The sequence below is a fragment of the Ornithinimicrobium pulveris genome (assembly GCF_050261105.1).
Lineage (GTDB): Bacteria > Actinomycetota > Actinomycetes > Actinomycetales > Dermatophilaceae > Ornithinicoccus.
Genome location: NZ_CP189837.1, coordinates 799,059 through 825,243 on the forward strand (window position 1 = coordinate 799,059; position 26,185 = coordinate 825,243).

Consider the following 26,185-nt stretch of genomic DNA (forward strand, 5'->3'; position numbering starts at 1 on the left):
AGCCCCGCGGTCAGGTCCGCGTCCAGCACCGGCGGGGTGGATGCGCTCACGAGGACACCGCCTTGGTGGCCGGGGCGTACTCGGCCAGCGAGCGTCCCGTACTCGTGGGCAGGTCCAGCACGCACGAGGGCGTCACCGGCCGGGCGCGGGGTGGGGACCCCGGTGCCGGCGGCCAGGATCGAGCGGACATCGGCCGCGCGCCACCGCCCGAACGCGGTTGCTCGCTCCAGGGCGGCGACCATCGCGGCGTGGCCGTGGGCGGCGGCCAGGGTGTTCAGCTCGGCCAGCTCGGGGCCGAGGCGGGTGTGTCCGGCGCCGGCGGCGCCGGCGATGAACGCCTCGGCGGCCGGGCCGAGCGCGCAGAAGGCGACCTCCGCCGCGCTGCGCGGCCGGATCGCCCGCACCGGTACCGCCGGGCGGGCACCGCCGTAGTGCTCGTCCAGCACCGAGGCCTCACCCGGCGAGGTGAGCGGGTGCGCGGCGTGGACCTCGCCGGTGCCGACGTCGAGGATGAGCACCCGGGTGCCGTCGACGACCACGCCCACCTGGGTGCCGATGAGCCGGTTCGGCACCGAGTACCGCGCCGAGCCGAGCCGGATCGTGGACAGCTTGTCGACCTTGCGGGTCGCCGGTGCCGGCCCGATGACCGGGCGCAGCGAGGGCAGCTCGGTGAGCAGGTCGACCTCCTTGGCCAGCCGCTCGTTCGGGACCGCGGCGATCTCTGAGTGGACCGCGGCGTTGACCTCCGCACACCACTCGGCCGCGCGCTGGTTGGCGCGAGCGAGGTCGGCCAGGATCCGCGCAGCCGCGGCCTGCTCCTCACCGTCGAGCCCTTGGGCGTGCTCGAGCAGCAGCGGCCGGGCGAGGTCGTCCTTGCCGTAGCGGACCAAGGCCTCGACGATGCCCTTGGACTCCGGGTCGGCCGCCTCGCAGAAGTCGGGCCGGAACCGGTAGTGCGTGGCGAACCGGACGTACTCGGCCGTGGGCACGACACGGTTGGCGACCACCCCACCCTTGAGGCAGCCCATCCGGTCGGCGAGGACGACCTTCGGGACACCGCCGAGGACCTCGAAGCACTCGGCCAGCATGGCCATCGTCGTCGCGGCCTTCTCATCAGCGGCGAAGCGCGGACGAACCGGAACCTCGACCAGGCCAGTACCGCGGCGAAGACGTGCACGCCGGCGATCACGCCCCAGTCGATGACCAGGTGCTCACCCGGGGACCAGGACGCCGGCCGGTGGGTCCGGCCGTGCTTGGCACGCCAGGCCTTTTTCTCCTCGGCCACCAGGCGGCGGAAGTTGCGGGCCGAGCCGGTGTACCCGGCCGCGCGGGCCGTGGGCAGCAACCGCTTGGCGCTGATCCGCGCCTTGGCCGTGTCGACACCGGCTGCGACGAGGCCGCGCACGTCCTCGTAGTTGGCCGGCCGCGGTGCCCTGACCGGGCGCGGTTCCCCGGTGGCGTGACGCTGCACGACGCGCTTGACGGTCTTGTGGGTGGTGCCGCAGATCTCTGCGGCACCGCGGTAGGTGCCCACCATGTTGTAGGCGGTGATGATGTCCAACTCTTCCCTCATGTTCTTCAATGGAGCTCCCTGGGCGGTGTGGTGACTGGCTAGACACCGCCACCGTTCACCGTCCAGGGGCTCAGCTCATGGACGACACGAGCAGAGGGTGGGGACTTTTACTTGGCCACCCGCGGGGACCTCACGTGGCCACCAGTGGGGACTTTGCCACGGCCATGGACACGCGCGTTCGGTGGAGAAGTTGTTGGGCTAACTAGTTGACTTCTCTGACTAGTCAGATATACGATCTAGTCATGAACACGGAACAGTGGCCGAGCGAGTGGCTGCGCGGAGTGCTCGGGGTGTGCGTGCTGCGCATCCTGCTCGACGGGCCCAGCTATGGCTACGCGATCACGCAGCGCCTCGGTGAGGCAGGTCTGGGGACGGTCAAGGGCGGCACGCTCTACCCGCTCCTCGGTCGTCTCGAGGAGGCCGGTCACGTCGAGGTCGACTGGCGACCCGGCGACGGCGGCCCTGGCCGCAAATACTTCGCCCTCACCGAGCAGGGGCGGCACGCGGCTCAGGAGCAGGCGACTGCCTGGGTCGACTTCACCACCACCACGCGGGCGCTGACCGACGGCGCCGCGACCATCTCTGGGAGGGCATGATGAACAGCACCAAGGACCGATCGGCCAAGACGCGCACGACTCGCCCCGGCAGCTCGCAGTGGGACCCCATCCGACTCGCGCCCCACGTGGACCGCACCTGGGCCCGCCATTTCGTGGAGGAGCTCACGCTCCAGGCGGTGCCGGGGGAGCGGATCGGTGACGCGCTCGTCACGATCGACAGCCACCTCGCCGAGTCCGGGGAGGGCGCGCAGGAGGCCTTCGGTGAGCCGCGTGAGTACGCGCGCAGCATCGCTGAGTCCGGCAGCGGCCCCGCCTGGTCGATCACGGCCCGCACCGTCCTGGGTCACGGCCTGGGTCTGCTCGGGATGCTCATCGCCCTGTTCACCTTTGTGCAGTGGCTCGACGGTGGCCGGTTGAGCCTCGGCAGCGCCGAGCTGCTCACGGTCGGGGTCGGAGCAGGCGTCCTGCTGGGCTTCCTCGCGTTCGCCCGCCCGATCCTGCGCATGCTTCAGGAGCGGCCGTGGACCTACGTGCTGCTCTTCGTGGTCCCCTTCGCGCTGGCCAGCGCGGTGATGTACCTGCCCCAGCGCGAGCTGCTGTCCCTGCCGATCTGGGGCGGTGCCGCCCTGGCTGTCGTCCTCCTGGGCAGCTCCGCCCTCATCAACTGGAGTGACCTGCGCACCGAGGGCAGTGACGCTGTCGTCGGTCCCGGCGAGGCGCCCCGCTCCTCTGGCGGCGGCCGGGCGGTGACGGCCTTCATCCCGGTCATCCTCACCCTGCTTCTGATCGCCGGCTGCTGGCTGTTCTCCATCCTCTTCTGACCCACGCCCCGCCCGCTTCCTCCACCCACCTCACCTGAGGGCCAGCCATGAATGACACCAAGAACCCCAACGGCTTCTTCGCCGACCCCGGATCCATCGCCCCCAGCGTCGACAAGCACTGGCGTGACGACTTCATCCTCGAGCTGCGCCTGCGTGACGTCGACGGACCGACGATCGGCGATGCGCTGATGACCGTCGAGACGCATGTCTCCGAGTCCGGTGAGAGCGCCCAGGACGCTTTCGGTGACCCCCGCGCCTACGCCCGGGAGCTCGCGCCTGAGGGTGACCCGAGCCGCTGGCCGGTCACGCCACTGTTCGTGGTGGCCAACCTCCTGGGCCTGCTCGGCCTGTTCGTCACCGCCCGAGCCTTCGGTGGTTGGCTGGACGGCGGACCGCTCCGGATCACCGTGGGCGATGTGGTCTCCGCCGGTGTCCTGCTAGGGCTGATGGGGCTGATCACCGCCTGCTTCGCTCAGCTAGTACGGGCGATCATGGACCACGTCTGGCTGGTCTTGGTGGCCTCCTTCTTTCTCTTCGGAGCTCTGGTCGCGCTGCCGACCCTGCTGCTGACCCAGCCGCTCTTCACCGTCTCCCCGATCCTGCTGGGCCTGATCGGCGTCACCCTGCTCAGCATCAGCAGCGTCCTCACCTACCGCGACGGGCGCCACGACCAGGACGAGATTGTCGCCCCCGGGGAGTCAAAGAAGAACACCAGCACCGCGGTGCTCACCGCGCTGATGCTCCCGTTCGCCACCGTCATCACCCTCGTCATCACCTGGATCCCCACGCTCTTCGCCTGATCGAAGCGCGATCATCCGAGAATGCGTTGAAGCGCCGGCGTTCTGCACGCCGGCGCTTCAGCGTTCCCGGTCGTCCACGAACGGGTTCACTTCGAGGATCGCGGCCTGCCGCTCCCGCTCGGCCCTGCCCCAGGCAGGGTCGAGCGCGTCCAGCCACCGGGCCAGGAGGGTGAACCACTGCCTCCGGGAGTCCTCCCCCTCACGTCTGTGCTCCGACTCATACCGCTGCGCCGCCCAGCGCGCCTGCAGGGCGACCACGTGCTCCACCAGCTCACCGACTGTGGCGAAGCGCTCGTCCAGCACGCGCTGACCGCGTTCGTGGTGGCGCAGGAACAGCACGCCGTCCTCCTCACCGAAGTAGACCTCCCCGAACCACCAGGTGCGGATGGCGTGCTGGACGTCCTGGCCGCTGATCTCCCGCAGCCGCTCGACGGACCGACCGATCTGCCGGTCCGCCTCGACCACCCGCGGCGGCTCCTGTGTGATGTCGTACGCCACGCCAGTGACGCTAGCCCAGGTTGGTCGACAGGTTTGTTGACGCTCGCGTCAAGTGACAGGATGGGGGCAACTGCACCCCAACCACGAGGACGTGACACGTGAACATCGTCGTCTGTGTGAAGTACGTGCCGGACGCCCAGGGCGACCGCACCTTCGAGGCCGACCACACCACCGACCGCGAGGCGGTCGACGGGCTGCTCTCCGAGCTGGATGAGTATGCCGTGGAGGAGACCCTCAAGATCGTCGAGGCGGGCGAGGGTGAGGTGACCGTCCTGACCATGGGTCCGGACGACGCCGTCACCGCGGTGAAGAAGAGCCTGCAGATGGGCGCCGACAAGGGCGTGCACATCAACGACGAGGCCATCGCCGGCTCCGACGCCGTCGCCAGTTCGCTCGTGCTCGCCAAGGCGATCGAGAAGATCGGTAGCGAGACGCCCGTCGACCTGGTCCTGACCGGGCTCGGCTCGACCGATGGCGTCATGTCCGTGGTCCCGGCGATGCTCGCCGAGCGTCTGGGTATGCCGCAGGTCACCTGGGCTACCGAGCTCACCGTCGAGGGCGGCTCGGTGTCGATCGTGCGGCACAACGAGGCACAGACGGAGACCATCGAGGCGAGCCTGCCGGCCGTCGTGTCCGTCACCGACCAGATCAACGAGCCGCGCTACCCCTCCTTCAAGGGGATCATGGCCGCCAAGAAGAAGCCGGTCGAGGAGTGGACCCTCGCCGACCTGGGCGTGGACCCCTCCGAGGTCGGCCTGGACGCCGCCTGGAGCACCGTGGTCTCCACCGAGGCCCGGCCCCCGCGCCAGCAGGGTGAGGTCGTCCGCGACGGCGAGGTCGAGGGTGGTACTTCCCTGGCCGAGTTCCTCGCGTCCCGACGCTTCGTCTGAGCCGCCCACACGACATACCGGAAGAGAGAGAACGACATGAGTGAAGTGCTTGTTCTGGTCGACCACGTCGACGGGCAGGTCCGTAAGTCGACCTTCGAGATGCTCACCGCCGCGGCTCGTCTGGGTGAGCCCGTGGCTGTCTGGGTCGGTGCCGGTGCCGAGGGTGGCGCCGAGGAGCTGGGCCGCTACGGCGCCACGGCCGTGCTGGCCGCCGACGATGCCGCCCTGACCGACCACCTGGTCGCTCCCGTCGCCGAGCTGCTGGCGCAGCTGGTCGAGCAGCGCACCCCCGCCGCAGTGCTGATCGGCTCCACCAATGACGGCAAGGAGATCGCCGGGCGCCTGGCGCTGAAGACCTCCTCCGGCCTGATCACCGACGCGGTCGACGTCACGGCCGGTGACGGCGGCGTCCAGACCACCCAGTCGGTCTTCGCCGGCAACTACACCGTGACCGCCCAGGTGAGCAAGGGCAGCCCGATCATCACGGTCAAGCCCAACAGCATCTCCGCCGAGGAGACTGGTGGCGGCGCGCCGTCCGTCGAGACCGTCTCCGTGGAGGTCTCGGAGGGTGCCAAGGCAGCCCGGATCACCGGCCGCACCGCCAAGGAGCAGTCCGGCCGCCCGTCCCTGACCGAGGCCGCGATCGTGGTCTCCGGCGGGCGCGGCACCGGTGGTGACTTCGGCCCCGTTGAGCAGTTTGCCGATTCGCTCGGTGCCGCCGTCGGTGCCTCGCGCGCCGCGGTCGACGCCGGCTGGTACCCCCACTCCCACCAGATCGGCCAGACCGGTGTCCAGGTCTCGCCGCAGCTCTACATCGCCGCTGGCATCTCCGGTGCGATCCAGCACCGCGCCGGCATGCAGACCTCCAAGACGATCGTCGCGATCAACAAGGACGAGGAGGCGCCGATCTTCGAGCTCGTCGACTACGGCGTCATCGGTGACCTCTTCGCCGTCCTGCCGCAGGCGACCGAGGCGGTCAACCAGCGCAAGGGCTGATGACCACGGCCTATCTCGACCACGCCGCCACGACCTCGGTGCTGCCCGAGGTCGTGGCGGTCGTCGTCCGGGAGCTGGAGCGCCTCGGCAATCCCTCCTCGACGCACGGGCCCGGTCGCCGCGCCCGCAGCACCGTCGAGGAGTCCCGTGAGGACATCGCCGACGCTCTGGACGTCCACCCGACCGAGGTCATCTTCACCTCCGGCGGCACCGAATCCGACAACATCGCAGTCACCGGCACCTTCCACACCCGCCGCACCGCCGACCCCGCGCGCACCCGGATCGTCACCACCGCGCTCGAGCACCACGCCGTCCTCGACCAGGTCGAGCACCTCGTCGCCACAGCTGGTGCGGACGTCACCTGGATCGAGGCGGACGCCGACGGCGTGATCACCCCGGCCGCCTTCGAGGAGGCGCTCCGGGGCGACCGCGGGCCCGACGATGTCGCCATCGCCTCGGTGATGTGGGCCAACAACGAGATCGGCACCGTCCAGGACATCCCGGCGCTCGCGGAGGTGACGCGCGGACTGGGCGTGCCACTGCATACGGACGCGGTGCAGGCGCTCGGCCAGGTCGACCTGCCGCTGGCCGGGCTCGGTCGTGGCAGCGCGCCCGACCTCGTCGCTCTCACCGGCCACAAGATCGGCGGCCCGGTCGGCACCGGGCTCCTCCTCGCGGCCCGCGACCAGACCCCCGCCCCCGCCCAGCGCGGCGGCGGACAGGAGCGCGGCCTGCGCCCCGGCACGCTCAACGTGGCCGGGGTGGCCGGCCTCGCCACCGCCGTCCGGTATGCCGTTTCCCACCTTCGCGAGCACGCCGCCCGGGTCGGTGGGTTGCGCGACCGCCTGATCAGCGGCGCGCTGGACATCGATCCGACGATCAGGGTGAGCGGGCCCTGGGAGCCTGGCGATCTCACCCACCGACTCCCCGGCAACGCGCACCTGCAGATCCCGGGGACGGATAGCGATGCCCTGCTCTACCTGCTCGATGCCACCGGGATCGCGTGCTCGGCCGGGTCGGCCTGCACCGCCGGGGTCACCCGCCCCAGCCACGTGCTCCTCGCCTGCGGCGTGCCGGAGGACCTGGCCCGCGGCGCGCTCCGGCTGACCCTCGGGCGCACCTCGACCGAGGCCGACGTCGACGCCTTCCTGACCGCCTTGCCCGAGGTGCTCGACCGCGCCCGACGCGCGAGGGCGGCGTCCTGATGCGCGTCGTCGCCGCGATGAGCGGGGGAGTGGACTCGGCGGTGGCCGCGGCCCGGATGCTGGACGCCGGGCACGAGGTCGTCGGGGTGCACCTGGCCCTGGCGCAGTCCGCCGCCACCCTGCGGGAGAGCGCCCGCGGCTGCTGCACCATCGAGGACGCTGGCGATGCCCGCCGCGTCGCCGACCGGCTGGGCATCCCGTTCTACGTCTGGGATATGGCCGAGCGGTTCAAGGCCGATGTGGTCGAGGACTTCCTCGCCGAGTATGCCGCCGGTCGCACCCCCAACCCGTGCCTGCGCTGCAACGAGAAGATCAAGTTCTCCGCCCTCCTCGACCGGGCCCTGGCCCTCGGCTTCGACGCCGTCGCGACCGGCCACTACGCGCAGATCGTGGAGCACCCCGATCCCGCTGCGCCGCAGGGGATCCGCCGCGAGCTCCACCGCGCGGTCGACATGGCCAAGGACCAGTCCTACGTGCTCGGCGTGCTGGACGAGGAGCAGTTGGCCCGCGCCTTCTTCCCGCTCGGCGACACCACCAAGCCGCAGATCCGCGACGAGGCCAAGGAGCGCGGCTTCTCCATCGCCAAGAAGCCGGACAGCCACGACATCTGCTTCATCGCCGACGGCGACACCCGTGGCTTCCTGGCCGCCCACCTCGGCGCCGAGCCCGGCCCGATCGTGGACCACGAGGGCAACGAGCTCGGCCAGCACGGCGGCGCGCACGGCTACACCGTGGGGCAGCGGCGTGGCCTGGGGCTGAAGGTCCCGCCGCCCGACGGCTCCAAGCGCTATGTCGTGTCCACCGACACCCGCACCAACACCGTCGTGGTCGGTCCCGAGCAGCTGCTGGGGGTCGACCTCATCGAGGGTGACCACCTCCGCTGGGCGGGGCCGGCGCCGACACCCGGCGAGGAACTGCGCGTCGGCGCCCAGATCCGAGCCCACGGCGAGGAGTACCCCGCCCTCGCCCGGGTCGAGATCGACGAGAACGTCGAGATCGACGACAACCGGCGCGGGCAGGCCGGGGGGAGCGACGACATACCGAGACAGCGGTTGGTCGTCCACCTGGCCGAGCGCATCCGCGGCGTCGCGCCCGGGCAGAGCGTCGTGCTCTATGACGGCAGCCGGGTGATCGGCTCGGCCACGATCAGCGGCTCGGGGCGCCGGCCTCGCGAGCGCGCATGAGCGCCGTGCGCCGATTCTGGGCGCGGGTGGCAGCATCACCTGGGCGAGCTGGGTGCCGGAGGTGCGGCGTGGCCTGCTGGCCGCGGGCATCGGCTTTCTGCTCAGCCTGATGGTCGGTCTGCTCGTGCGGGCGGCGCCCGACCAAGACTCCTTCGACCTGCTTTTCGTGACCATCGCCGGCTACCTGTGGGCGTATGTGGTTCTCACCGTCCAGACCTTCCGGCACGCTCCGTGGCGCATCGTCGAACGGTGGGCCCAGCGCACCGAGCGCGCGCCCTGGTGGGTCCAGCTCGTGGCGCCCACCCGCCCCGGTCCCGGGGTCGCGGTGGCGGTCGCCTTCCTGGCGGTGACGGTCGGGCTGTTCTACCTGCCCCAGCAGGTCCGGGTGGGCGAGGGGACGCTCGGGGAGCCATGGATGATCGGGTTGTCGGTCGTCCTGATCGTCGGCGCGTGGCTGACGATGGCGACCACGTATGCCGTGGCCTACCTCCTCGCCGACGTCCGGTCGGGCTATCGCGGCCTGGAGTTCCCGGGGGAGGGGCCGCGGTCGGCGGTGGACTACGCCTACCTCTCGATGGCCACGAGCACGACCTTCGGCACCACGGACGTGCAGGTGCGCACCTCAGCGGTTCGGCTGCTCGTCGCGGGCCACGGAGCCCTCGCCTTCCTGTTCAACACGGTGGTGCTCGCCGGGGTGGTGAGCGTCCTGGTCAGCCTGGGCTGAGCGTGTTGGTCAGCCTCGGGTGGGTCGGCCCGCACTACCCTGGAGCGGTCCCGGCGGCACCGTCGGGCAGCCGACCTGAGGGGAATGTCATGAGTTATCAGCCCGCACCCGGGATGCATGAGCCCGGCCACCAGCCCGGTGCCGCGCAGGCGCCCGCCAAGCCGCAGTCCATCCGACTGGCCGAGCTGCTGATGTACGCCGGCGCCGTGGTCACCCTGATCGGTGGTCTGGCCGGCCTGTTCGGCGACCGCGACGCCATCCGGGAGGCCGTCAGGACCCAGCTCGAGGCCACGGGGCAGAACGTCACCGCCGCCGACCTCGACACCGCGGTGAGCTTCAGCCTGGTGACCACAGGCGTCCTCGCCCTCGTCTTCGCCGGCCTGTGGGTGCTGATGGCGCGCCTGAACGCCAAGGGCATCGGCTGGGCCCGGATCGTGGCCACCATCCTGGGTGCCATCGGCATCATCAACACGGTGATGGCCGTGGCGGCCTCGGGCCTGATGCCCGGGACGGCCGCCGGCGGTGTGATCGGGCTGATCCTGCAGCTGATCACCGGGGCCATCGCGGTGGCGGTCCTGGTCCTGCTCTGGCGCCAGGACTCGAACTCCTTCTTCGCCGCCCGCGCGCGCCGCTGAGCTGAGCAGGCTCCCCAGGTGAGACCCGAGATCCGCGACGGCAGGGACTCAGCGGGGCTGCGGCATACGGGCGTCGTCGCCACCGGGATCGGCTCCTGGCCGGGCGCCGACATCCGCGAGGCGCTGCGGGTGATCCGCGGTGAACTCGCCTCGGGCGCGGTGCCGGAGGGTGTGCTCGGGCTGCCGTACCTGCCGGAGCTGCCCGCCCGCGGTCCGGGCGCCGACATGATCGGTCGCGCCGCCCACCTGCTGGTGGATCTCCCGGTCGACCTCCAGCCGCAGGGCTGGCGGCTCGTCGATCGACCGGGCCGGGACGCCGAGCGCGCCGCCTCGCTGTGGCGGCAGGACCTGGACGAGCTGGCCGAGGCCTTCGACGGCTACGTCGGCCCGCTGAAGGTGCAGGTCGCCGGGCCGTGGACGCTGGCGGCGGCGCTGTGGCGCCCGTTGGGGGACCGGGTTCTCGATGACCCGGGGGCGGTCCGGGACGTCGTCGCCTCGCTGGCCGAGGGGGTGGCTGGACACCTGGCCCGGGTGCAGGCGCTGATCCCCGGCGCCGAGCTCGTCCTCCAGGTCGACGAGCCCTCGCTGACGGCCGTGCTGCTCGGCCGGATCCGCTCCGAGTCCGGCTATCGCACGCTGCGCACCCCCGAGCGCGGAGAGGCGGTCGCCGCCCTCGCCCGAGTGCTCGACCAGGCCGCAGACCAGGCCCCCGTATGCGGTGTCCACACCTGCGCGGGCGACCCACCCGTGTCGGTGCTCACCGAGGCAGGGGCCGGTTTCCTGGCGCTGGATGTGAGCCTCGTCGGGGAGCCGGGGTGGGAGGAGATCGCGCTCGCCGTGGAGGGTGGCCGGCAACTCTGGGCAGGGTTGGATCTGACTGCGGGGGACGTGGACGCGGGCCTGCTGCGCCGGTGGTCCGAGCTCGGCCTGCCCCTCTCGGTGCTCAAGGACCTCGGGGTGACGCCGACCTGCGGCCTGGCCGGGATGACCCCGGAGCAGGCCCGGTCGCTCACCGCGGCGACCGTGACCGCCGCCGCTCGGCTGGCCGAGCGCGCCCTCGCCTGACCCGAGCGTGAGGCGATCGCCGCACCTGCTCGGCGGAGTCGGGCCATCAGGCCCACCCCTCAACGTCAACGCCGCTACCCCCTGCCGTGGTCGGGGATGGTGTGCTGAAACCAACTTTCTTTCCTGAACCCCTTGTGGTGCTGCCGTCGGCGCGGTGCTCGGCGGGCACGCGGCGGGCAGCGCCGGACTGAGCCTGTTCGGGTATGCCGTTGGACTGGTCCTCTTGCTCGTGTGGCTGCAGTCCCGACGCCGGTTGCCGGTGACCGCGGAGCGGGGGTCGCTGCCCTCCCGCGTCACCATGGGCCGCAGGGTGGCGGTGGATCTGTCGCTGACCTCGCGCCAACGACTGACCTCGGTGGTGGTGGAGGAGAGTTTCCCCGAAGGGCTGTGGTCCACAGTCCGGCTCGGGGTGCCGCTGCTGGTGGCGGGAGCGCCCACGAAGGTCGGGTATGAGTTCCGGGCCGAGCACCGTGGCCGGTTCACCGTGGGGCCCTTGCTCCTGGAGCGGACCGATCCCTTCGGCCTGGTGCGGGGGCGTCAGGAGGTGGCCCGGGCCGTCGAGCTGGTGGCGCACCCGGTGGCCGAACCAGTGGTCGATCGGATCCTGTCGCGAGCCTTCGAGGACCCGGTGCTGCGACCGCCGCACTCGCGCCCCTGGCCCACGGGGGCAGAGTTCTACGGCATGCGCCCCTATCAGTAGGGGGCGACCCGCGCCGCATCGTCTGGCGCGCCTCGGCCCGGCGCGGCGACCTGCTGGTGCGGGGGGCCGAGCACGGGATCACCGACACCGTGTGCCTGCTGCTGGACACCGCGCAGTCCTCCTACCCGCTGCCGCACGAGCTCTCGCCGGTCTTCGAGAAGGCGGTCGCCGTCGCGGCATCGGTCGGCACCTACCACCTGGGGAACGGCTTCTCGGTCCTGCTCGAGGGTGGAGCTGGGAGCCTGACCGGGCGGTTGCGTGGCAAGGAGCAGCGCTTCGAGCTGCTGGACGCGCTGGCCGGGGTGCGCCGAGGCAAGGAGACCCTGGAGGACTCGGTCCATCGGTTGCTGCTCCAGCGAGCCAGCGCCGGTCACCACGTCGTCGTGACCCACGACCTGTCCGCCCCCGCCACCGCAGCCCTCCGGGCGCTTGTCGACCAGGGCCGCAAGTGCACCCTGGTGCTCGTGGTCGATGGCAGCACGGATGTCGTGGTCTTCCAGCGCGCCGCCGTCCGTCAGCGTCGCCGCACCGGCCGGCGTCCCCACCCAGGTGGCGCTGCCCGCGAGCCTGCCTACCTGCGTCAGTTCGATGGTGACGGAGTACCGCGACTGGTTGCGCCTCGGTCAGCGCAGGGTGCGCGCCGTGGTCAGCAACGGGTGTCCGATCTCGGTGGCCGTGAGCCTCCACCAGAAGCCGGCCCTCAGCAACTGCCACGCGATCCCGCGCAACACGACGCGGACCTACACGATCGCGAAGTCGAACTACCGGGGCTTCGTGGGCTCCTGCTGACGAGGGGAGGCCACCCGGTTCCGGCATCGGCCGGAGCCATCTGAGCAGCGGGGTCGGGGCGTCGCAGGAGGGGGACGCCCCGGCCCCGCACCCGCGTGAGCTGCGGCGGTCTACTCGGGCGACCCGGTCTCCAGCAGCCGCACGAACGCGGCCTCGTCCAGCACGGGGACGCCGAGCTCCTCGGCCTTGTCCGCCTTGGATCCAGCATTGGCGCCGACCACGACCCAGTCCGTCTTCTTGGACACCGACCCCGACGCTTTGCCGCCGCGGGCGATGATCGCCTCCTTGGAGGAATCACGGGAGAAGCCCTCCAGAGACCCGGTCACCACGACGGTCTTTCCCTCCAGCGTCCGCTCGATCGACTCGTCGCGCTCGTCGGCCATCCGGACGCCGTCGGCGGCCCAGCGGTCCACGATCTCGGTGTGCCAGTCCACGCCGAACCACTCGACAACGGACTCGGCGATGATCTGGCCCACGCCCTCGGTCGCGGCCAAGCGCTCGACATCGGCTTCGCGGATCGCGTCCATCGACCCGAACTCGGTGGCCAGCGCCCGCGCGGCCGTCGGCCCGACGTGACGGATCGACAGCGCCACCAGCACCCGCCACAGCGGTTGGGATCTGGCCTGCTGGAGGTTGTCGACGAGCTTGTGGCCGTTGGCCGACAGCACCCGACCGTCGGTCACCGCGTCCTGGGGGTCAGTCTTCTTCGCCGCCCGCGTGTAGAGCGGCACCCGCCGGACATCGTCGGCGGTGAGGGAGAAGATTGTCGCCTCGTTGGTGAGCACCCCGGCATCGAGCAGGGCGTTGACGCCTTCTCCGCCGAGGGCCTCGATGTCAAAGGCGCCGCGGCTGGCCAGCGAGTAGAGCCGCTCGCGCAACTGGGCCGGACAGTCCTTGCTGTTGGGACAGCGCCAGTCCTTCTCGCCCTCCTTCTGCTGCGCCAGCTCGGTGCCGCAGGCGGGGCAGTGGGTGGGGAAGACGAAGGCCCGTTCCGTGCCGTCGCGCAGATCGACGACCGGACCGAGGATCTCGGGGATCACATCACCGGCCTTGCGCAGCACCACGGTGTCCCCGATCAGGACGCCCTTGCGCTCCACCTCGTACTGGTTGTGCAGGGTGGCCCGCTCCACGGTGGAGCCCGCGACCTGCACCGGCTCCATCAACCCCCAGGGCGTGACCCGGCCGGTGCGGCCGACGTCGACCCGGATGTCGAGGAGCCTGGTGGTGACCTCCTCCGGCGGGTACTTGTAGGCGATCGCCCACCGTGGGGCACGAGAGGTCGACCCCAGCCGCCGCTGCACCTCCACCTCGTCGATCTTGACGACGACACCGTCCAGCTCGTGCTCCACGTCGTGGCGGTGCTCGCCGTAGTAGGAGACGAACTCGCGCACCTCTTCCAGCGTCCCGAGCACCTTGGCCCGGTCCGACACCGGCAATCCCCAGGCCGAGAGCAGCTCATAGGCCTGCGACTGACGGCTGATGTCGAAGCCCTCACGAGCGCCGATACCGTGCACCAGCATCCGCAGCCCCCGTTGGGCGGTGATGCGCGGGTCCTTCTGCCGCAACGATCCGGCCGCGGTGTTCCGCGGGTTGGCATAGGGCTGCTTGCCCGCCTCGACCAGGGCTGCGTTGAGCTCCTTGAAGGCCTCGACGGGGAAGTAGACCTCACCGCGGACCTCGACCAGCCGCGGCACCGGAACCGGCTCGGTCTCCTCCGCGCCTCCCTCGACGGCAGCGCCCTCCTCGGTCACGCCCTCTGCTGCCTGCTGCTCGGGGGCCCGCAATTCCAGCGGCACGCCCTCGATCGTGCGTACGTTGAGCGTCACGTCCTCGCCCGTCCGACCATCTCCCCGGGTGAGGGCGCGGACCAGGCGACCGTCCTCATACAGGAGGTTGACCGCAAGCCCGTCGATCTTGAGCTCACACAGGTAGTGCACGTGGGTGCCCGCGACATCGCGCTCGACCCGCTCGGCCCAGGCGGTGAGCTCCTCCTCGCTGAACGCGTTGTCCAGGCTGAGCATCCGCTCGAGGTGATCGACCGCGGTGAACTCGGTGGAGAAGGTGCCCCCCACCTGCTGGGTCGGGCTGTCCGGCACCCGCAGCGCCGGCCAGTCCTCCTCGATCCCCTCCAGCTCACGCACCAGTGCGTCGAACTCCCCATCAGCGATCGTCGGGGCGTCCTTGACGTAATAGGCGAACTGGTGCGCGCGGATCGCCTCCGCCAGCTCCTCCCACCGGTGGCGGACGTCCTCGGGCGGCGGCGCGGCAGTCTGGTCGGTCACGAGCCCAGTCTGACGTACACCACCGACAGGTACGGTCGGAGCATGTCCGAGCGTCCGCAGATCCTCCTGGTCGACGACGACGCGACCATCCGGGAGCACCTCGCCCCGGTCCTGATCCGTTCGGGCTTGGAGGTGCGGGTCGCCGCCGACGGTCAGGAGGCGCTGCGCGAGATCGGCGCCGCCCGCCCGGACCTGGTGGTGCTCGACGTGATGATGCCGGTGCTGGACGGCCGGGAGACATTGCGCCGGATCCGCGAGGAGCACGACTGGCTGCCGGTCATCCTGCTCACCCAGGTGGGGGAGTCCTACGAGCGGGCGGCGGCGCTGGACGAGGGGGCCGACGACTAAACAAGCCCTTCGACCCGCAGGAGCTGATGGCGCGGATCCGCGCGGTCCTGCGCCGGTCCGCCTCCGGTCGGGCGCCGCTGTCGGCGGCCCAGGCGCTGCGGGCCGGGGACCTGCGGATCGACCGCCCAGCCCGGCGGATGTGGTTGCGGGACAAGGAGAAGCAGGTCACGCCCCGCGCCTTCGCGCTGCTCGAGTTCCTGATGGCTCACCCGGACGAGGTCTTCTCGCGGGACCGGCTGCTGCAGACGGTCTGGGGGTTCGATGCGATCGTCACCACCCGCGCGGTCGACCACCGGATCGCCGAGCTGCGCCGCGAGCTGGGGGATGACCCCGGGTCGCCGACCTGGATCGAGACCGTGCAGGGGATGGGCTATCGCTTCGTCCACCCGGTGGTGCGCGGGTGAGCCCGCTGCGGGCGGCGGCCCTGGCGCTCGCCCCCGGCCTGGTGGGCCTGCTGGCCAGCCTGGTCTGGCTCGGCGTCGGCGGAGCGCCCCACTACTACGTCACGGGGAGTATGGCGTTTGTCCCCGCCCTCCTCGGCCTGGCGGTGAGCGTGGTGCTGGGTGGGTGGCTGCTGGGCCGGGTCCTTGAGACGCGTCGTGGCAACGAGGTGCTGCAGGCCGCGCTCAGCGAGGAGACCGCCCAGCACCGTCGGCTGCTGGACCGGCTCGACCACGAGCTCAAGAACCCGATCCAGGGCATCCGCACGGCCATCGCCGACGAACCCTCGGACCGCCAGCGTGCCAGCATCGAGATCCAGTCCAGGCGGCTCACCCGGCTGATGAGTGACCTGCGCAAGGTCGGCGAGGTCGAGCACACCGAGCTGGAGACCGGCCCGGTCGATCCCACCGCCCTCGTCGAGGAGGCGGTGGACGCCCTACGTGAGCTGCCCGGCACGGCCGAGCGGAAGGCGGTGGTCTCACTGCCCCGCGCGCCGCGGCCGCTGCCGACCATCACCGGCGATGACGACCTGCTCTTCCTGGCGGTGTCCAACGTGCTGTCCAACGCGGTGAAGTACTCCTCAGCGGGTGACACCGTCGAGGTGCGCGGCCGGGCCGACGAGGACTGGTTGGTCCTCGAGGTCGCCGACACCGGGCGCGGCATCCCGGAGCAGGAGCAGGAACTGGTCTGGGAGGAGCTGGGTCGGGGCCAGGAGGCGCGAAGGATCGAGGGCTCCGGTCTCGGTCTGCCGCTGGTCCGGGCCATCGCGCGACGGCACGGCGGCGACTGCACACTGGAGTCCTGGCACGGCGAAGGCTCGACCCTGACGCTCCGGCTGCCGGTCCACGGTCCGCCACTGAGCCCCACCACCACCCCAGGAGGTTCTGACCATGACCGATCCTGATGGCGACGTCGTCATCTACTGGCGGCCGGGCTGCGGCTTCTGCCATCGACTCCGCACCCGGCTGGGGGAGGACGGACGCCGAGCGCGCTGGGTCAACATCTGGGAGGACGAGGACGGCGCCGCCTTCGTGCGGAGCGTGAACGACGGCAACGAGACCGTCCCCACCGTGGTGATCGCGGGCGAGCCGCACACCAATCCCGACCCGGCGAAGGTCCTGGAGCGACTGAGCCAGCTCGACTGACAGGCGGCCTGGCGGACCACCGGGGTCACGGCATACGGGCCCTGAACCGGGCGACAACCCAGGCCCCGGGGGCATCCCCCGGCCCCGGGGGGCATCCCCAGGCCCCGGGCGACATCCTGCCTGGTGGTCGGGGGTGGTGTCCTGTGAGTGCCCGGAGTTGGCGCGCTTTTGGCGCCCTGGGCGTGCCAGATCGGGGCAGTCACAGGGCGAGGTGGCCGGGTCATCGCTCGGGGCGAAACCTGGGCGTTACACGCGCCCGCCTACACTTGGCGACCATGTCCAACCTCTCGCGCGACGACGTCGCGCACGTCGCCATGCTGGCGCGGATCCAGCTCGAGGACCACGAGCTCGACCGCCTCGCCGGCCAGCTCGACCAGATCGTCGACTGGGTCGGTCAGGTCAACGAGATCGCCGCCGCCGACGTGCCCCCGATGTCCCACCCGCTGCCCCTGGCCAACGTCTCCCGGGAGGATGAGGTGCGCCCCAGCCTCGCCCAGGAGCAGGCGCTCGCCAACGCTCCCGCGGCGCAGGACGGGCGCTTCGGCGTGCCGCGGATCCTGGACGAGGAGTGAGGTCCCGTATGTCGTCACCCACCGACCTCACCCGCCTCACCGCTGTCCAGATGGCAGATGGTCTGGCTGCCGCGGAGTTCACCTCCGTCGAGCTCACCCAGGCCCACCTCGACCGGATCGAGCGGCTCAACGGCACGCTCAACGCCTTCCTGCTCGTCGACGCCGAGGGCGCCCTCGCCACCGCCCGGGAGGTCGACGCCGCCCGAGAGGCCGGCGAGGACCTGCCCCGCCTGGCCGGTGTCCCGGTCGCGGTCAAGGACATCGCGTGCACCCAGGGCCTGACCACCACCGCCGGCTCGAAGATGCTGGCTGACTTCGTCCCGCCCTACGACGCCACGATCGTCACCCGCCTGCGGGATGCCCGGATGCCCATCCTGGGCAAGACCAACATGGACGAGTTCGCGATGGGTTCCTCAACCGAGCACTCCGCCTTCGGCCCGACCCGCAACCCGTGGGACCTCGACCGGATCCCCGGCGGGTCCGGCGGTGGCTCGTCCGCGGCCGTTGCGGCATACCTGGCCCCGCTCGCCATCGGCTCGGACACCGGCGGGTCGATCCGGCAGCCAGCCGCGGTCACCGGCACGGTCGGCACCAAGCCGACCTACGGCGGCGTCAGCCGCTACGGCGTGATCGCGCTCGCCTCCAGCCTGGACCAGATCGGCCCGTGCGCCCGGACGGTGGCCGACGCGGCCCTGCTGCACGAGGTGCTCGGCGGGCACGACCCGATGGACTCCACCTCGATCGACGCCCCGGTTCCGCCGGTCGTCGCGGCGGCCACCGGCACCCGCGACCTGACCGGGCTGAAGGTTGGAGTCGTCACGGAGATCGGTGGGGAGGGCTTCCAGGCTGGTGTCCTTGACCTGTTCAACGATGCTCTGGACCAGCTGCGTGAGCTGGGTGCGGAGATCGTCGAGGTCTCCTGCCCGCACTTCGCCTACGCGATGGCGGCCTACTACCTGATCCTGCCGTCCGAGGCCAGCTCCAACCTGGCCCGCTACGACGCCATGCGCTACGGACACCGGAGCACCCCCGAGGGCAGCCCGAGCGCCGAGCAGGTGATGGCGGCCAGCCGGGACGACGCCTTCGGCGACGAGGTCAAGCGCCGCATCATCCTGGGCACCTACGCCCTGTCCAGCGGCTACTACGACGCCTACTACGGCCAGGCCCAGAAGGTCCGCACCCTGATCGCCCGCGACTTCGAGGCCGCGTTCGAGCAGGCCGACGTCCTGGTCAGCCCCACGGCGCCGACGACCGCCTTCAAGATCGGCGACAAGACCGAGGACCCGATGGCGATGTACCTCAACGACATCGCCACCATCCCCGCCAACCTGGCCGGCGTCCCCGGGATGTCGATCCCGTCCGGGCTCGCGGCCGAGGACGGTCTACCGGCGGGGCTGCAGATCCTCGCCCCCGCGATGGAGGACCAGCGCCTGTATGCCGTGGGCGCGGCGCTGGAGGAGGCGCTGCGGTCCGCGCAGGGCGGCTATGTCTTCGAGCAGGCTCCCGAGATCGAGGTGAGGTCATGACCATCTCCGCACGCCCCATCCATCAAGAGGACACCGTGGACTACGCGGAGGCGCTGGAGCGCTACGAGCCGGTGATGGGCCTGGAGGTCCACGTCGAGCTGAACACCGCGACCAAGATGTTCTGCGGCTGCGCGACCGGCTTCGGCGCAGACCCGAACACCCAGACCTGCCCGGTCTGCCTGGGTCTGCCCGGCGCGCTGCCGGTGGTCAACAAGGCGGCGGTGGAGTCGGCCATCCGGATCGGCCTGGCGCTGAACTGCCAGATCGCGCCGTGGTGCCGGTTCGCCCGGAAGAACTACTTCTACCCGGACATGCCGAAGAACTTCCAGACCTCGCAGTACGACGAGCCCATCGCGTTCGACGGCTGGCTCGAGGTCGAGGTCCCGGCGAGCGAGGCGGGCGAGGCCTTCACCTACCGCGTCGAGATCGAGCGCGCGCACATGGAGGAGGACACCGGAAAGTCCACCCACGTGGGCGGTGCCACCGGCCGCATCCATGGCGCGGACTACTCGCTCGTGGACTTCAACCGGGCCGGGATCCCGCTCATCGAGATCGTCACCAAGCCCCTCACCGGCGCGGGTGACCGCGCTCCGGAGGTGGCCAAGGCCTACGTGGCCGCCCTGCGTGACCTGCTCAGGGCGCTGGACGTCTCCGAGGTCAAGATGGAGCAGGGCAATGTGCGCTGCGACGCCAACGTCTCGCTGATGCCCAAGGGGTCGGACACCTTCGGTACCCGGACCGAGACCAAGAACGTCAACTCCCTGCGCTCAGTGGAGCGGGCGGTCCGCTACGAGATCACCCGGCACGCGGCGATCCTCGATGCGGGGGAGAAGGTCTTCCAGGAGACCCGGCACTGGCACGAGGACACCGGGATCACCACCGCCGGACGCCCCAAGTCGGATGCCGACGACTACCGCTACTTCCCGGAGCCGGACCTGGTGCCGGTCGCCCCGTCCCCCGAGGACGTGGAGCGGCTGCGCGGGACGCTGCCCGAGCCGCCCGCCCAGCGCCGCAAGCGGCTGCAGGAGGAGTGGGGCTATTCCGACCTGGAGATGCGCGATGTCGTCAACGCTGGCGCCGTCGAGGTCATCGAGGAGACCGTTGCGGCGGGTGCCTCCCCGGCTGCCGCGCGCAAGTGGTGGACCGGTGACCTGGCCCGTCGTGCCAACACTGACGGCGTGGCGGTGACGGAGCTGGGCGTCACCCCGGCCCACATCGCCGAGCTGGACGGACTCGTGCGGGAGGGTCGCCTCAACGACTCGATGGCCCGCCAGGTGATGGAGGGCGTCGTCGCCGGTGAGGGCGGCCCGACGCAGGTGGCCGATGCCCGCGGGCTGGAGCTGGTCCAGGACGACGGCGCGCTGCAGGCTGCCGTCGACAAGGTCATCGCCGCCAACCCCGACGTCGTGGAGAAGATCCAGGGCGGCAAGGTCCAGGCGGCCGGTGCCCTGATCGGCCAGGTGATGAAGGAGATGCGGGGACAGGCGGATGCCGCCAAGGCCCGCGAGCTGATCCTGGCGACCCTGGGCGTGGAGGGCTGACCGCTCGCGCCCGCAGCGCCATCGCGCCCCTGTGATATGGATCACAGGGGCGCGATGTTTGCGTGGACCGGACGCGTCTACCTCCCAACAGTCGACCACCCGGTCGGCCCACCGGACCCCGAGGGGGAATCATGCTCACCACGACCCGATTGGCCCTGACCACCACGCTGACCTCCAGCATCCTCGCGGTCGGGCTGGGGCTGGCCCCGTCCGCCCTGGCCGGTGAGGACGTCAAGCTGCCCGGTCAGGGTGACCAGTTCGACTTCCGTGGCAACCACTACACCTGGCAGGGCTATGACCTGCTCGGCATCACCGTCAGCGTGCCCCTCTTCTTCTGCGGTGAGGACCAGGTGCTCTCCGCCGCCTTCGAACTGACCAACACCAATGACGTCGACATGGCCGTCTCGGCGGCGGACTGGTTCGGCGTGCTCGATCCGGGCGAGTCGATCAAGGTCGGTGTGCCGCTGACCTACGCCCAGGAAGACCTCTTCTGGGACCAGAACGCCGCGATGCGCCTCGATGTCGGCGACTCGCATGGTTTCGTCTTCGCCGACAGCGAGGCCACGTGCGACACCGTCGAGGGCTTCGACACCGTGATGGCCATCGGCTACCGGTTCCCCGAGGGCGGGTCCTCGGTCTACCAGCTCGATGGCTCCCCCTCCGGCCACGACGACTCCAGCCCGTCCGACGCCGCACCCGCCCCGCCCCTTGCGGTGCCGAGCGGTCCGCGCATCCAGACCGGCACCGTGGCCGAGGCGGGCGTGGTGGCCGAGGCGGGAGTGGGGGCCACGGTCACCCCCGTGGTGAACGCCAGTCAGTCGACCGCTCAGCCACCTGCACACGTCGACGCGGCGGCAGCGACCATGACCGCTGAGCCATCGCGCAGTCACCCGCGTCGGTCGACGAGGCGCCGACCACGGCGACCACCCCGGCCGATCTCGAGCCGGGGATCCCGGTCTCCCTCACTCTCGACGACGGGCCGAGCTGGGTCATCACGGCGCTCGGGGTGGACGCGGAGGGCTTCATCAACCCCCCACCCGGCGTGGTGCAGTGGTATGACCAGTCGCCTCGACCGGGCGAACCAGGCATCGCCGTGGTCGCCGGCCACGTGCGCGCCGACGGGGTCCCGGACGTCTTCGCCGACCTCGCCTCGACGCAGGTGGGGGAGCGGGTAAGGGTCGAGGATGAGCACGGCACCGAGTTGGTCTACACCGTCACCGAGGTCCGGGTGGCCGACAAGGACGACGTGATGGTCGATCCCGACGTCTGGGGCCCTGCCGAGCGCTCGCGACTGGCGATCGTCACCTGCGACGACAGCTCAGTCGTCGAGGAGGGCAACCACTTCGCCGGCAACCTGATCGTGGAGGCCGAGCTCACCGGTGGCTGAGCCGTCGGTTCCCCCTGAGGCGGCTTGCCCAGGGGCAGAGCGGCACGCCACGCGTGGACTATTCACACTACGTATACTGTGTGTGTATAGTCCTCGCCATGAGCACCGCGCACGCCCTTCTGGGACTCCTTGACGGGTCGGGTGAACCCGCCTACGGATACACGCTCAAGCGTGACTACGACCTGGCCCTCGCGCCGGACAAGCCGCTCGCCTACGGGCAGGTCTACTCCTCCCTGGCCCGCTTCGAGCGCCAGGGTTGGGCTGAGGTGGTCACCGTCGAGTCCGGCGCCGGTCCGGACCGCAAGCGCTACCGGATCACCCCCGACGGTGTGTCGGTCGTGGACGGTTGGGTCTACACCCCGCAGGAGATCGGCGCCTTCGCCAGTTCCACCCTCTTCGCCCGGGTCTCGGTGGCCCTCCTCTCGGGCCGAGATGCCCAGGAGGTGCTCGCCCGGCAGCGGGCCAGCCACCTGGAGCGGATGCGCGAGCTCACCCGTCGCCGGCGGGAGGCTGACGTGGCCGGCCAACTCGCCATCACCTACGAGCTCACCCACCTCGACGCCGACCTGCGGTGGATCGAGGAGGCCGGGCAGCGCCTCGACGCCATGCGCGCCGACCTGCACACCGCGCTCACCTCGCCCGCCAGCGCCGACCAGGACGGGTCATGAACGCCGCCCGTGGCTCCGCGCTCGACCATCGCCCGCAGCGCGGCGCCGACCAGTCCGCCCAGTCCGAGGCCGCCACCCACCCGACCATCCAGCTTCAGGACGTCCACCTCAGCTACGGCTCCACCCCAGCCCTGCGCGGCGTCGATCTCACCGTGAGGGCAGGGGAACGGATCGCGCTCATGGGTGCCTCGGGCTGCGGTAAATCGACCCTGCTGCACGTCATCGCCGGTGTCCTCCCTCCCGAGTCCGGGACGGCTCAGGTGCTCGGCCAGGACCTCGGGGTCCTCCCGGAGCGCGCCCGCGACACCCTGCGCCGTGAGCAGATCGGGATGGTCTTCCAGTTCGGCGACCTGGTCGCCGAGCTCACCCTCCGCGAGAACGTCATGCTGCCGCTCCGCCTGGCCGGCATCGCGCGCCGCGAGTCCCGATCCGGGCCCGCGACCTGCTGAACCGGCTCGAGATCGAGCACGTCGCCGATCGACGCGCCGGTGAGGTCTCCGGCGGGCAGGCCCAGCGTGCCGCCGTCGCCCGCGCCCTCGTCCACGAGCCGGCGCTCGTCCTCGCCGACGAACCGACTGGCTCCCTCGACACCGTCTCCTCCGAGCAGGTCATGGAAGCGCTCTGCGGGGCCGCGGCCGACCTGGGCACCACGCTCCTGGTCGTCACCCACGACAACCGGGTTGCGGCATACCTGGACGGGCTCGTGACCATGCGCGACGGTCGCGTCACCGACCCCCTGGGGGTATGACGTGTCCGCGCCCCTCGCCCTCGGCTGGCAGCTGGCCACCCGGGCAACCCGGCACGGTCGCCTACGTGCCGTGATCATGGCGGTGGTCGCCGCCCTTGCCACCGTGGCTGTGCTCGGCGTCCTCGTCGTGATGGCCGCCGTCCGACGGCCGAGCGTTGAGGCGCTGGCGCAGGAGCAGTACCAGACCGGCCCCGACGTCCTCGGCGCCGTGATCTCCGGCGGGGTGGTGCTGGCCGTCGTGCTGCCCGCCCTGGTCGCTGCGGTGACCGCGGGTCGGATGTCGGCCGCGCTGCGGGCCCGGCGTCTGGCCCGGCTGCGGCTGCTCGGGATGACGCCGCGCCAGCTCGGGCTGGTCGGCCTGGGGGAGACCGCGCCCTGGGCGTTCGGGGGCTGGCTGGTCGGGACCGGTCTGCACTATGCCTCCCTTCCGCTGCTCGCGAGGCTGAGCTTCGGCGGCCGCCCGTATGCCGTGTCCGACCTTCTCCCCAGCCCGCTCCTGATCATGGCCAGCCTCAGCGTCCCGCTCGCGATGCTGGCCGGTGCGCTCGGGGCCCGGGCGCTGCGGCGCTCGAGCGGTGGACTGGTGGCCCAAGCGAGGGTGATGGCGGTGCGTCGGCCGGGCTGGTGGCGAGTCCTGCCCTTGCTGGCCGGCGATCCTGCTCGCCCTCGTCGCCCGCGAGGGCACGGTGCAGCCGCAGCTGCTGCCGGTCGTCTTCCTCGGTGGAGCGGTCCTGGCTGCGCTCGGCGCCATCCTGGTGCCGCCGCTGCTCGTGAGCTGGCTCGCGGCGCTGCTGATCCGACTGGACCGACCGACAACGGTGATCGCCGGGAGGAGGCTGCAGGCCCAACCCGGGGCGCTGACCAGGGTGCTCGCGGGGCTGATCGTCGGGCTCTTCGTCGCCACCGCAGCCCAGGGACTGGTGGCCAACATCCAGGGCCTGCCGCAGTACCGCGCCGTGGTGCACGAACGGGAGGTCGAGGCGGCCACGCCGGTGTGGGTGCCCGACGGGCAGGACGTGGGGTCGGTCCGCGAGCGTGTGGAGCAGCTGGACGGGCTCCGGGAGTTTGCGCTCGTCACCTCCGCCGCGACGCCAGGGGTGACGGCCGACCCGGGCACCGGGCAGTTCATGGACCGCACCGTGCTGGTCACCAGTTGTGCCGAGCTCACCGTGCTGCTTCCCCGCGTCCAGGAGTGCTCCGACGGCCAGGCTGCCCGGGTGATCGACCCCTGGCTGGAGGGCGGCAATGACAGGCCCGCACAGATCGAGGTGCGGGCCATGCGTGACGACAATGTCGAGGACTCGCCTCCTGGTGAGCTCGTCGACACCGTGGCGGTCGCGGGGGAGCCGATCGTGCTGACGCAGCCCACGGGCACGCCGCGGGACTACGACGTGGTCGGGTCCTTCTTCCTCCCGCGCGGCCTGCTGACCGCGGAGCAGCTCGACGTGCTGCAGGACGGCAGGGTCACCCGGGCGCTCGTCGTCGCCGATCCTCGCCCCAACCTGCCCGGTGAGCTGCGCGCGCTCGGCCTGGACCCGGCGTCCTACTGGGACGTCGCCGACTTCGACCGCTACCAGCGCGAGATCGACTCCATCCGGCTGCTCACGGCCGTGGTGCTGACGATCGGGCTCGCGGCCTTCCTGCTGGGGATGGTGGACCGAGTGCTGGAGCGTCGGGTCGAGCTGTCCCGGCTGCGCCTGCTCGGCACGCCCGTCGGGGTGCTGCGGGGCTCGCACTGGCTCGAGGTCGCCTTGCCGCTGCTGCTTGGTTGTGGCCTGGCGCTGGGGCTGGGTCACCTGGTCGGGGCGGGCTATCTCGACCTCGCCAACCAGGGTTTGTCCGCGACCGAGCGATACGGACTACCGCCTTTCTACCTCGCCGGGACCCTCCTTGCGGCCGCCGGCGGCGCGCTGCTCGTCGCGGCGCTGACCTCGCTGGGCCTCGGCTCCCGCCTGCGCCCGGAGCAGGTGCGTCAGGCCTGAGGGCCCGCCACCTGGTGCTCCAGCCGCCCCGAGTCCCGGTATGCCGTCAGTTGCCCCTGTAGGTAGCTCGCCATCCGCGGGAAGGAGGCGGGTGAGGCGCCGCCGACGTGCGGGACGACCAGGACACCGGGTGTGCTCCACAGCGGATGACCATCCGGGAGCGGCTCGGGGTCGGTGACATCCAGGGCCGCCCGCAACCGTCCGGACGTGCACTCGGCGAGCAGGGCCTCGTGGTCCACGACACCGCCCCGGGCGACGTTCACCAGGAGCGCACCGTCGGGGAGCAGCGCGAGGGCCTCCGCATCGACGAGTCCCTCGGTCTCCTCGGTGAGGGGGACGCTGATGGCGAGGATGTCGGCGCGGGGGAGGAGGTCGGGCAGGTGCGTGATACCGCAGACGGAATCGACCAGATCGTCGCCTGGCTTGTCGGTGGAGGCGACGGCCAGCACCTCGCACTCGCTCGCGAGCAGCCGGCGGGTGAGCGCGCGGCCGATGCCGCCATAGCCGAGGACCAGCACCGTCGAGTCGGCGAGCGAGCGCCACGGCTGACCCTCGGGGGTGGACCGGTCCCAGGTCTGAGCCTGCTGGGAGAGCACGTGCCTGGGCAGATAGCGCTGGGAAGCCAGCATCAGGGTGAGGGCCAGCTCGGCCGTCGCCGTGTCGTGCACCCCGACCGCATTGGCCAGGGCGATGCCCTCGGGCAGGTGGGGGAGCACGTGTTCGTACCCCGCTGAGGAGAGCACGACCGCGCGCAGCCCGGGGACCTCGTCGAGCCGCTTGAGCCAGGGCCCAGCGATCATCGGCAACGCCAGCACCTCCACCTCGCGGCCCCCACCCGGGATGGTGTCGCGGTCCTCCGGGTCGTAGAAGGTGACCTCGACGCCGTCGACCGGGTGCAGCAGCTCACGGAGCTCATCAGGCACGGCGGCGTGGACGGGGTCGGCGGTGCGGAGGGGGCCAGCGGTGGGGTCGGGAGGCGCGTCCATGCCCCCACGGTAGGTGCCCGGGCTCGGTCCGCCCGCCGCGGTTCACCCGTCCTCGCGTGTCGGCGCGGCGAGGTCTCGACAGGTGTGATCCATATCACAGACTGGCCGTGCAATGTGCCGGG

The 26,185-nt window shown here is 71.3% G+C and carries 28 protein-coding genes and 3 pseudogenes; 27 read left to right on the top strand and 4 right to left on the bottom strand.

What is annotated here, in order from left to right:
* Positions 1-46: 46 nt before the first annotated feature.
* A pseudogene (gene istA, locus ACQBAT_RS03650) lies at positions 47-1,582 on the bottom strand (IS21 family transposase).
* A 233-nt stretch (positions 1,583-1,815) separates the two neighbouring features.
* Between istA and ACQBAT_RS03655 the strand changes: the two are divergent.
* The 3 genes from ACQBAT_RS03655 to ACQBAT_RS03665 are packed head-to-tail and all read left to right on the top strand — an operon-like array spanning position 1,816 to position 3,751.
* The gene (locus tag ACQBAT_RS03655; RefSeq protein ID WP_420746629.1) at positions 1,816-2,169 is read left to right on the top strand and encodes a PadR family transcriptional regulator; all 354 of its coding nucleotides are present in this window, start codon (positions 1,816-1,818) and stop codon (positions 2,167-2,169) included.
* Entirely contained in the window at positions 2,169-2,951 is a 783-nt protein-coding gene (locus ACQBAT_RS03660) for a hypothetical protein (protein WP_420746630.1), read from the top strand. Before ACQBAT_RS03655 ends, ACQBAT_RS03660 begins: the two co-directional genes overlap by 1 nt.
* A 47-nt stretch (positions 2,952-2,998) precedes the next feature.
* On the top strand, positions 2,999-3,751 hold the full coding sequence (locus ACQBAT_RS03665) for a hypothetical protein (RefSeq protein WP_420746631.1): 753 nt from the start codon (positions 2,999-3,001) through the stop codon (positions 3,749-3,751).
* Between the two features lie 57 nt (positions 3,752-3,808).
* Here ACQBAT_RS03665 and ACQBAT_RS03670 read toward each other — a convergent pair whose 3' ends face one another.
* On the bottom strand, positions 3,809-4,249 hold the full coding sequence (locus ACQBAT_RS03670) for an Imm63 family immunity protein (RefSeq protein WP_420746632.1): 441 nt from the start codon (positions 4,247-4,249) through the stop codon (positions 3,809-3,811).
* Positions 4,250-4,347: 98 nt separating this feature from the next.
* Between ACQBAT_RS03670 and ACQBAT_RS03675 the strand changes: the two genes are divergently transcribed.
* The 9 genes from ACQBAT_RS03675 (at position 4,348) to ACQBAT_RS03715 (ending at position 12,481) form a co-directional block, all read left to right on the top strand.
* On the top strand, positions 4,348-5,139 hold the full coding sequence (locus ACQBAT_RS03675) for an electron transfer flavoprotein subunit beta/FixA family protein (protein WP_420746633.1): 792 nt from the start codon (positions 4,348-4,350) through the stop codon (positions 5,137-5,139).
* Between the two features lie 36 nt (positions 5,140-5,175).
* A complete protein-coding gene (locus tag ACQBAT_RS03680; protein WP_420746634.1) occupies positions 5,176-6,135 on the top strand; it encodes an electron transfer flavoprotein subunit alpha/FixB family protein in 960 nt (319 codons plus the stop codon).
* Positions 6,135-7,340: a cysteine desulfurase family protein gene (locus ACQBAT_RS03685; RefSeq protein ID WP_420746635.1), complete on the top strand. Its 1,206-nt coding sequence runs from the start codon at positions 6,135-6,137 to the stop codon at positions 7,338-7,340. The genes ACQBAT_RS03680 and ACQBAT_RS03685 overlap by 1 nt, the downstream gene beginning before the upstream one ends.
* Positions 7,340-8,524 (top strand): tRNA 2-thiouridine(34) synthase MnmA, encoded by a 1,185-nt coding sequence (mnmA, locus tag ACQBAT_RS03690; RefSeq protein ID WP_420746636.1) that lies wholly within the window; start codon positions 7,340-7,342, stop codon positions 8,522-8,524. The genes ACQBAT_RS03685 and mnmA overlap by 1 nt, the downstream gene beginning before the upstream one ends.
* 52 nt (positions 8,525-8,576) lie before the next feature.
* Positions 8,577-9,248 carry a DUF1345 domain-containing protein gene (locus tag ACQBAT_RS03695; protein WP_420746637.1) on the top strand — a complete coding sequence of 224 codons (672 nt, stop codon included), beginning with the start codon at positions 8,577-8,579 and terminating at the stop codon, positions 9,246-9,248.
* Positions 9,249-9,337: 89 nt separating this feature from the next.
* The gene (locus ACQBAT_RS03700) at positions 9,338-9,883 is read left to right on the top strand and encodes a hypothetical protein (RefSeq protein WP_420746638.1); all 546 of its coding nucleotides are present in this window, start codon (positions 9,338-9,340) and stop codon (positions 9,881-9,883) included.
* A gap of 18 nt (positions 9,884-9,901) precedes the next feature.
* Complete coding sequence (locus ACQBAT_RS03705; RefSeq protein WP_420746639.1) at positions 9,902-10,948, top strand: methionine synthase; 1,047 nt, start codon at positions 9,902-9,904, stop codon at positions 10,946-10,948.
* A gap of 154 nt (positions 10,949-11,102) precedes the next feature.
* Positions 11,103-11,648, top strand: coding sequence for a hypothetical protein (locus ACQBAT_RS03710; protein WP_420746640.1), 546 nt, complete (start codon positions 11,103-11,105; stop codon positions 11,646-11,648).
* Positions 11,649-11,704: 56 nt separating this feature from the next.
* A complete protein-coding gene (locus tag ACQBAT_RS03715; protein ID WP_427197744.1) occupies positions 11,705-12,481 on the top strand; it encodes a hypothetical protein in 777 nt (258 codons plus the stop codon).
* Positions 12,482-12,547: 66 nt separating this feature from the next.
* Here the strand turns inward: ACQBAT_RS03715 and ligA are convergent, their stop codons facing one another.
* Positions 12,548-14,719: an NAD-dependent DNA ligase LigA gene (ligA, locus tag ACQBAT_RS03720; protein WP_420746641.1), complete on the bottom strand. Its 2,172-nt coding sequence runs from the start codon at positions 14,717-14,719 to the stop codon at positions 12,548-12,550.
* A 42-nt stretch (positions 14,720-14,761) separates the two neighbouring features.
* On the opposite strand from ligA, the gene ACQBAT_RS03725 reads away from it, so the two are divergent.
* The 15 genes and pseudogenes from ACQBAT_RS03725 (at position 14,762) to ACQBAT_RS03795 (ending at position 25,077) form a co-directional block, all read left to right on the top strand.
* Entirely contained in the window at positions 14,762-15,067 is a 306-nt protein-coding gene (locus ACQBAT_RS03725) for a response regulator transcription factor (RefSeq protein ID WP_420746642.1), read from the top strand.
* A 26-nt stretch (positions 15,068-15,093) separates the two neighbouring features.
* Positions 15,094-15,471: a winged helix-turn-helix domain-containing protein gene (locus tag ACQBAT_RS03730; protein WP_420746643.1), complete on the top strand. Its 378-nt coding sequence runs from the start codon at positions 15,094-15,096 to the stop codon at positions 15,469-15,471.
* Positions 15,468-16,412: a sensor histidine kinase gene (locus ACQBAT_RS03735; RefSeq protein WP_420746644.1), complete on the top strand. Its 945-nt coding sequence runs from the start codon at positions 15,468-15,470 to the stop codon at positions 16,410-16,412. The genes ACQBAT_RS03730 and ACQBAT_RS03735 overlap by 4 nt, the downstream gene beginning before the upstream one ends.
* Entirely contained in the window at positions 16,399-16,653 is a 255-nt protein-coding gene (locus tag ACQBAT_RS03740) for a glutaredoxin domain-containing protein (protein ID WP_420746645.1), read from the top strand. Before ACQBAT_RS03735 ends, ACQBAT_RS03740 begins: the two co-directional genes overlap by 14 nt.
* Before the next feature lie 275 nt (positions 16,654-16,928).
* Positions 16,929-17,225: an Asp-tRNA(Asn)/Glu-tRNA(Gln) amidotransferase subunit GatC gene (gene gatC / locus ACQBAT_RS03745; protein ID WP_420746646.1), complete on the top strand. Its 297-nt coding sequence runs from the start codon at positions 16,929-16,931 to the stop codon at positions 17,223-17,225.
* Between the two features lie 8 nt (positions 17,226-17,233).
* Positions 17,234-18,751 (top strand): Asp-tRNA(Asn)/Glu-tRNA(Gln) amidotransferase subunit GatA, encoded by a 1,518-nt coding sequence (gene gatA, locus ACQBAT_RS03750; RefSeq protein WP_420746647.1) that lies wholly within the window; start codon positions 17,234-17,236, stop codon positions 18,749-18,751.
* Entirely contained in the window at positions 18,748-20,292 is a 1,545-nt protein-coding gene (gene gatB / locus ACQBAT_RS03755; RefSeq protein ID WP_420746648.1) for an Asp-tRNA(Asn)/Glu-tRNA(Gln) amidotransferase subunit GatB, read from the top strand. Before gatA ends, gatB begins: the two co-directional genes overlap by 4 nt.
* A gap of 131 nt (positions 20,293-20,423) precedes the next feature.
* On the top strand, positions 20,424-21,467 hold the full coding sequence (locus tag ACQBAT_RS03760) for a hypothetical protein (protein ID WP_420746649.1): 1,044 nt from the start codon (positions 20,424-20,426) through the stop codon (positions 21,465-21,467).
* Positions 21,386-21,679 carry a class F sortase gene (locus ACQBAT_RS03765; RefSeq protein ID WP_420746650.1) on the top strand — a complete coding sequence of 98 codons (294 nt, stop codon included), beginning with the start codon at positions 21,386-21,388 and terminating at the stop codon, positions 21,677-21,679. The genes ACQBAT_RS03760 and ACQBAT_RS03765 overlap by 82 nt, the downstream gene beginning before the upstream one ends.
* Before the next feature lie 98 nt (positions 21,680-21,777).
* Positions 21,778-22,347 carry a PadR family transcriptional regulator gene (locus tag ACQBAT_RS03770; RefSeq protein ID WP_420746651.1) on the top strand — a complete coding sequence of 190 codons (570 nt, stop codon included), beginning with the start codon at positions 21,778-21,780 and terminating at the stop codon, positions 22,345-22,347.
* Complete coding sequence (locus tag ACQBAT_RS03775) at positions 22,344-22,796, top strand: ATP-binding cassette domain-containing protein (RefSeq protein WP_420746652.1); 453 nt, start codon at positions 22,344-22,346, stop codon at positions 22,794-22,796. Before ACQBAT_RS03770 ends, ACQBAT_RS03775 begins: the two co-directional genes overlap by 4 nt.
* A gap of 11 nt (positions 22,797-22,807) precedes the next feature.
* Positions 22,808-22,864, top strand: a pseudogene (locus ACQBAT_RS03780) (hypothetical protein); the annotation flags it as partial.
* A gap of 93 nt (positions 22,865-22,957) precedes the next feature.
* Complete coding sequence (locus ACQBAT_RS03785) at positions 22,958-23,095, top strand: hypothetical protein (RefSeq protein ID WP_420746653.1); 138 nt, start codon at positions 22,958-22,960, stop codon at positions 23,093-23,095.
* A 277-nt stretch (positions 23,096-23,372) separates the two neighbouring features.
* Positions 23,373-23,606, top strand: a pseudogene (locus tag ACQBAT_RS03790) (permease); the annotation flags it as partial.
* Between the two features lie 175 nt (positions 23,607-23,781).
* The gene (locus ACQBAT_RS03795; protein WP_420746654.1) at positions 23,782-25,077 is read left to right on the top strand and encodes an FtsX-like permease family protein; all 1,296 of its coding nucleotides are present in this window, start codon (positions 23,782-23,784) and stop codon (positions 25,075-25,077) included.
* Here ACQBAT_RS03795 and ACQBAT_RS03800 read toward each other — a convergent pair.
* The gene (locus ACQBAT_RS03800) at positions 25,068-26,063 is read right to left on the bottom strand and encodes a 2-hydroxyacid dehydrogenase (protein ID WP_420746655.1); all 996 of its coding nucleotides are present in this window, start codon (positions 26,061-26,063) and stop codon (positions 25,068-25,070) included. The genes ACQBAT_RS03795 and ACQBAT_RS03800 overlap by 10 nt on opposite strands.
* Positions 26,064-26,185 lie beyond the last annotated feature (122 nt).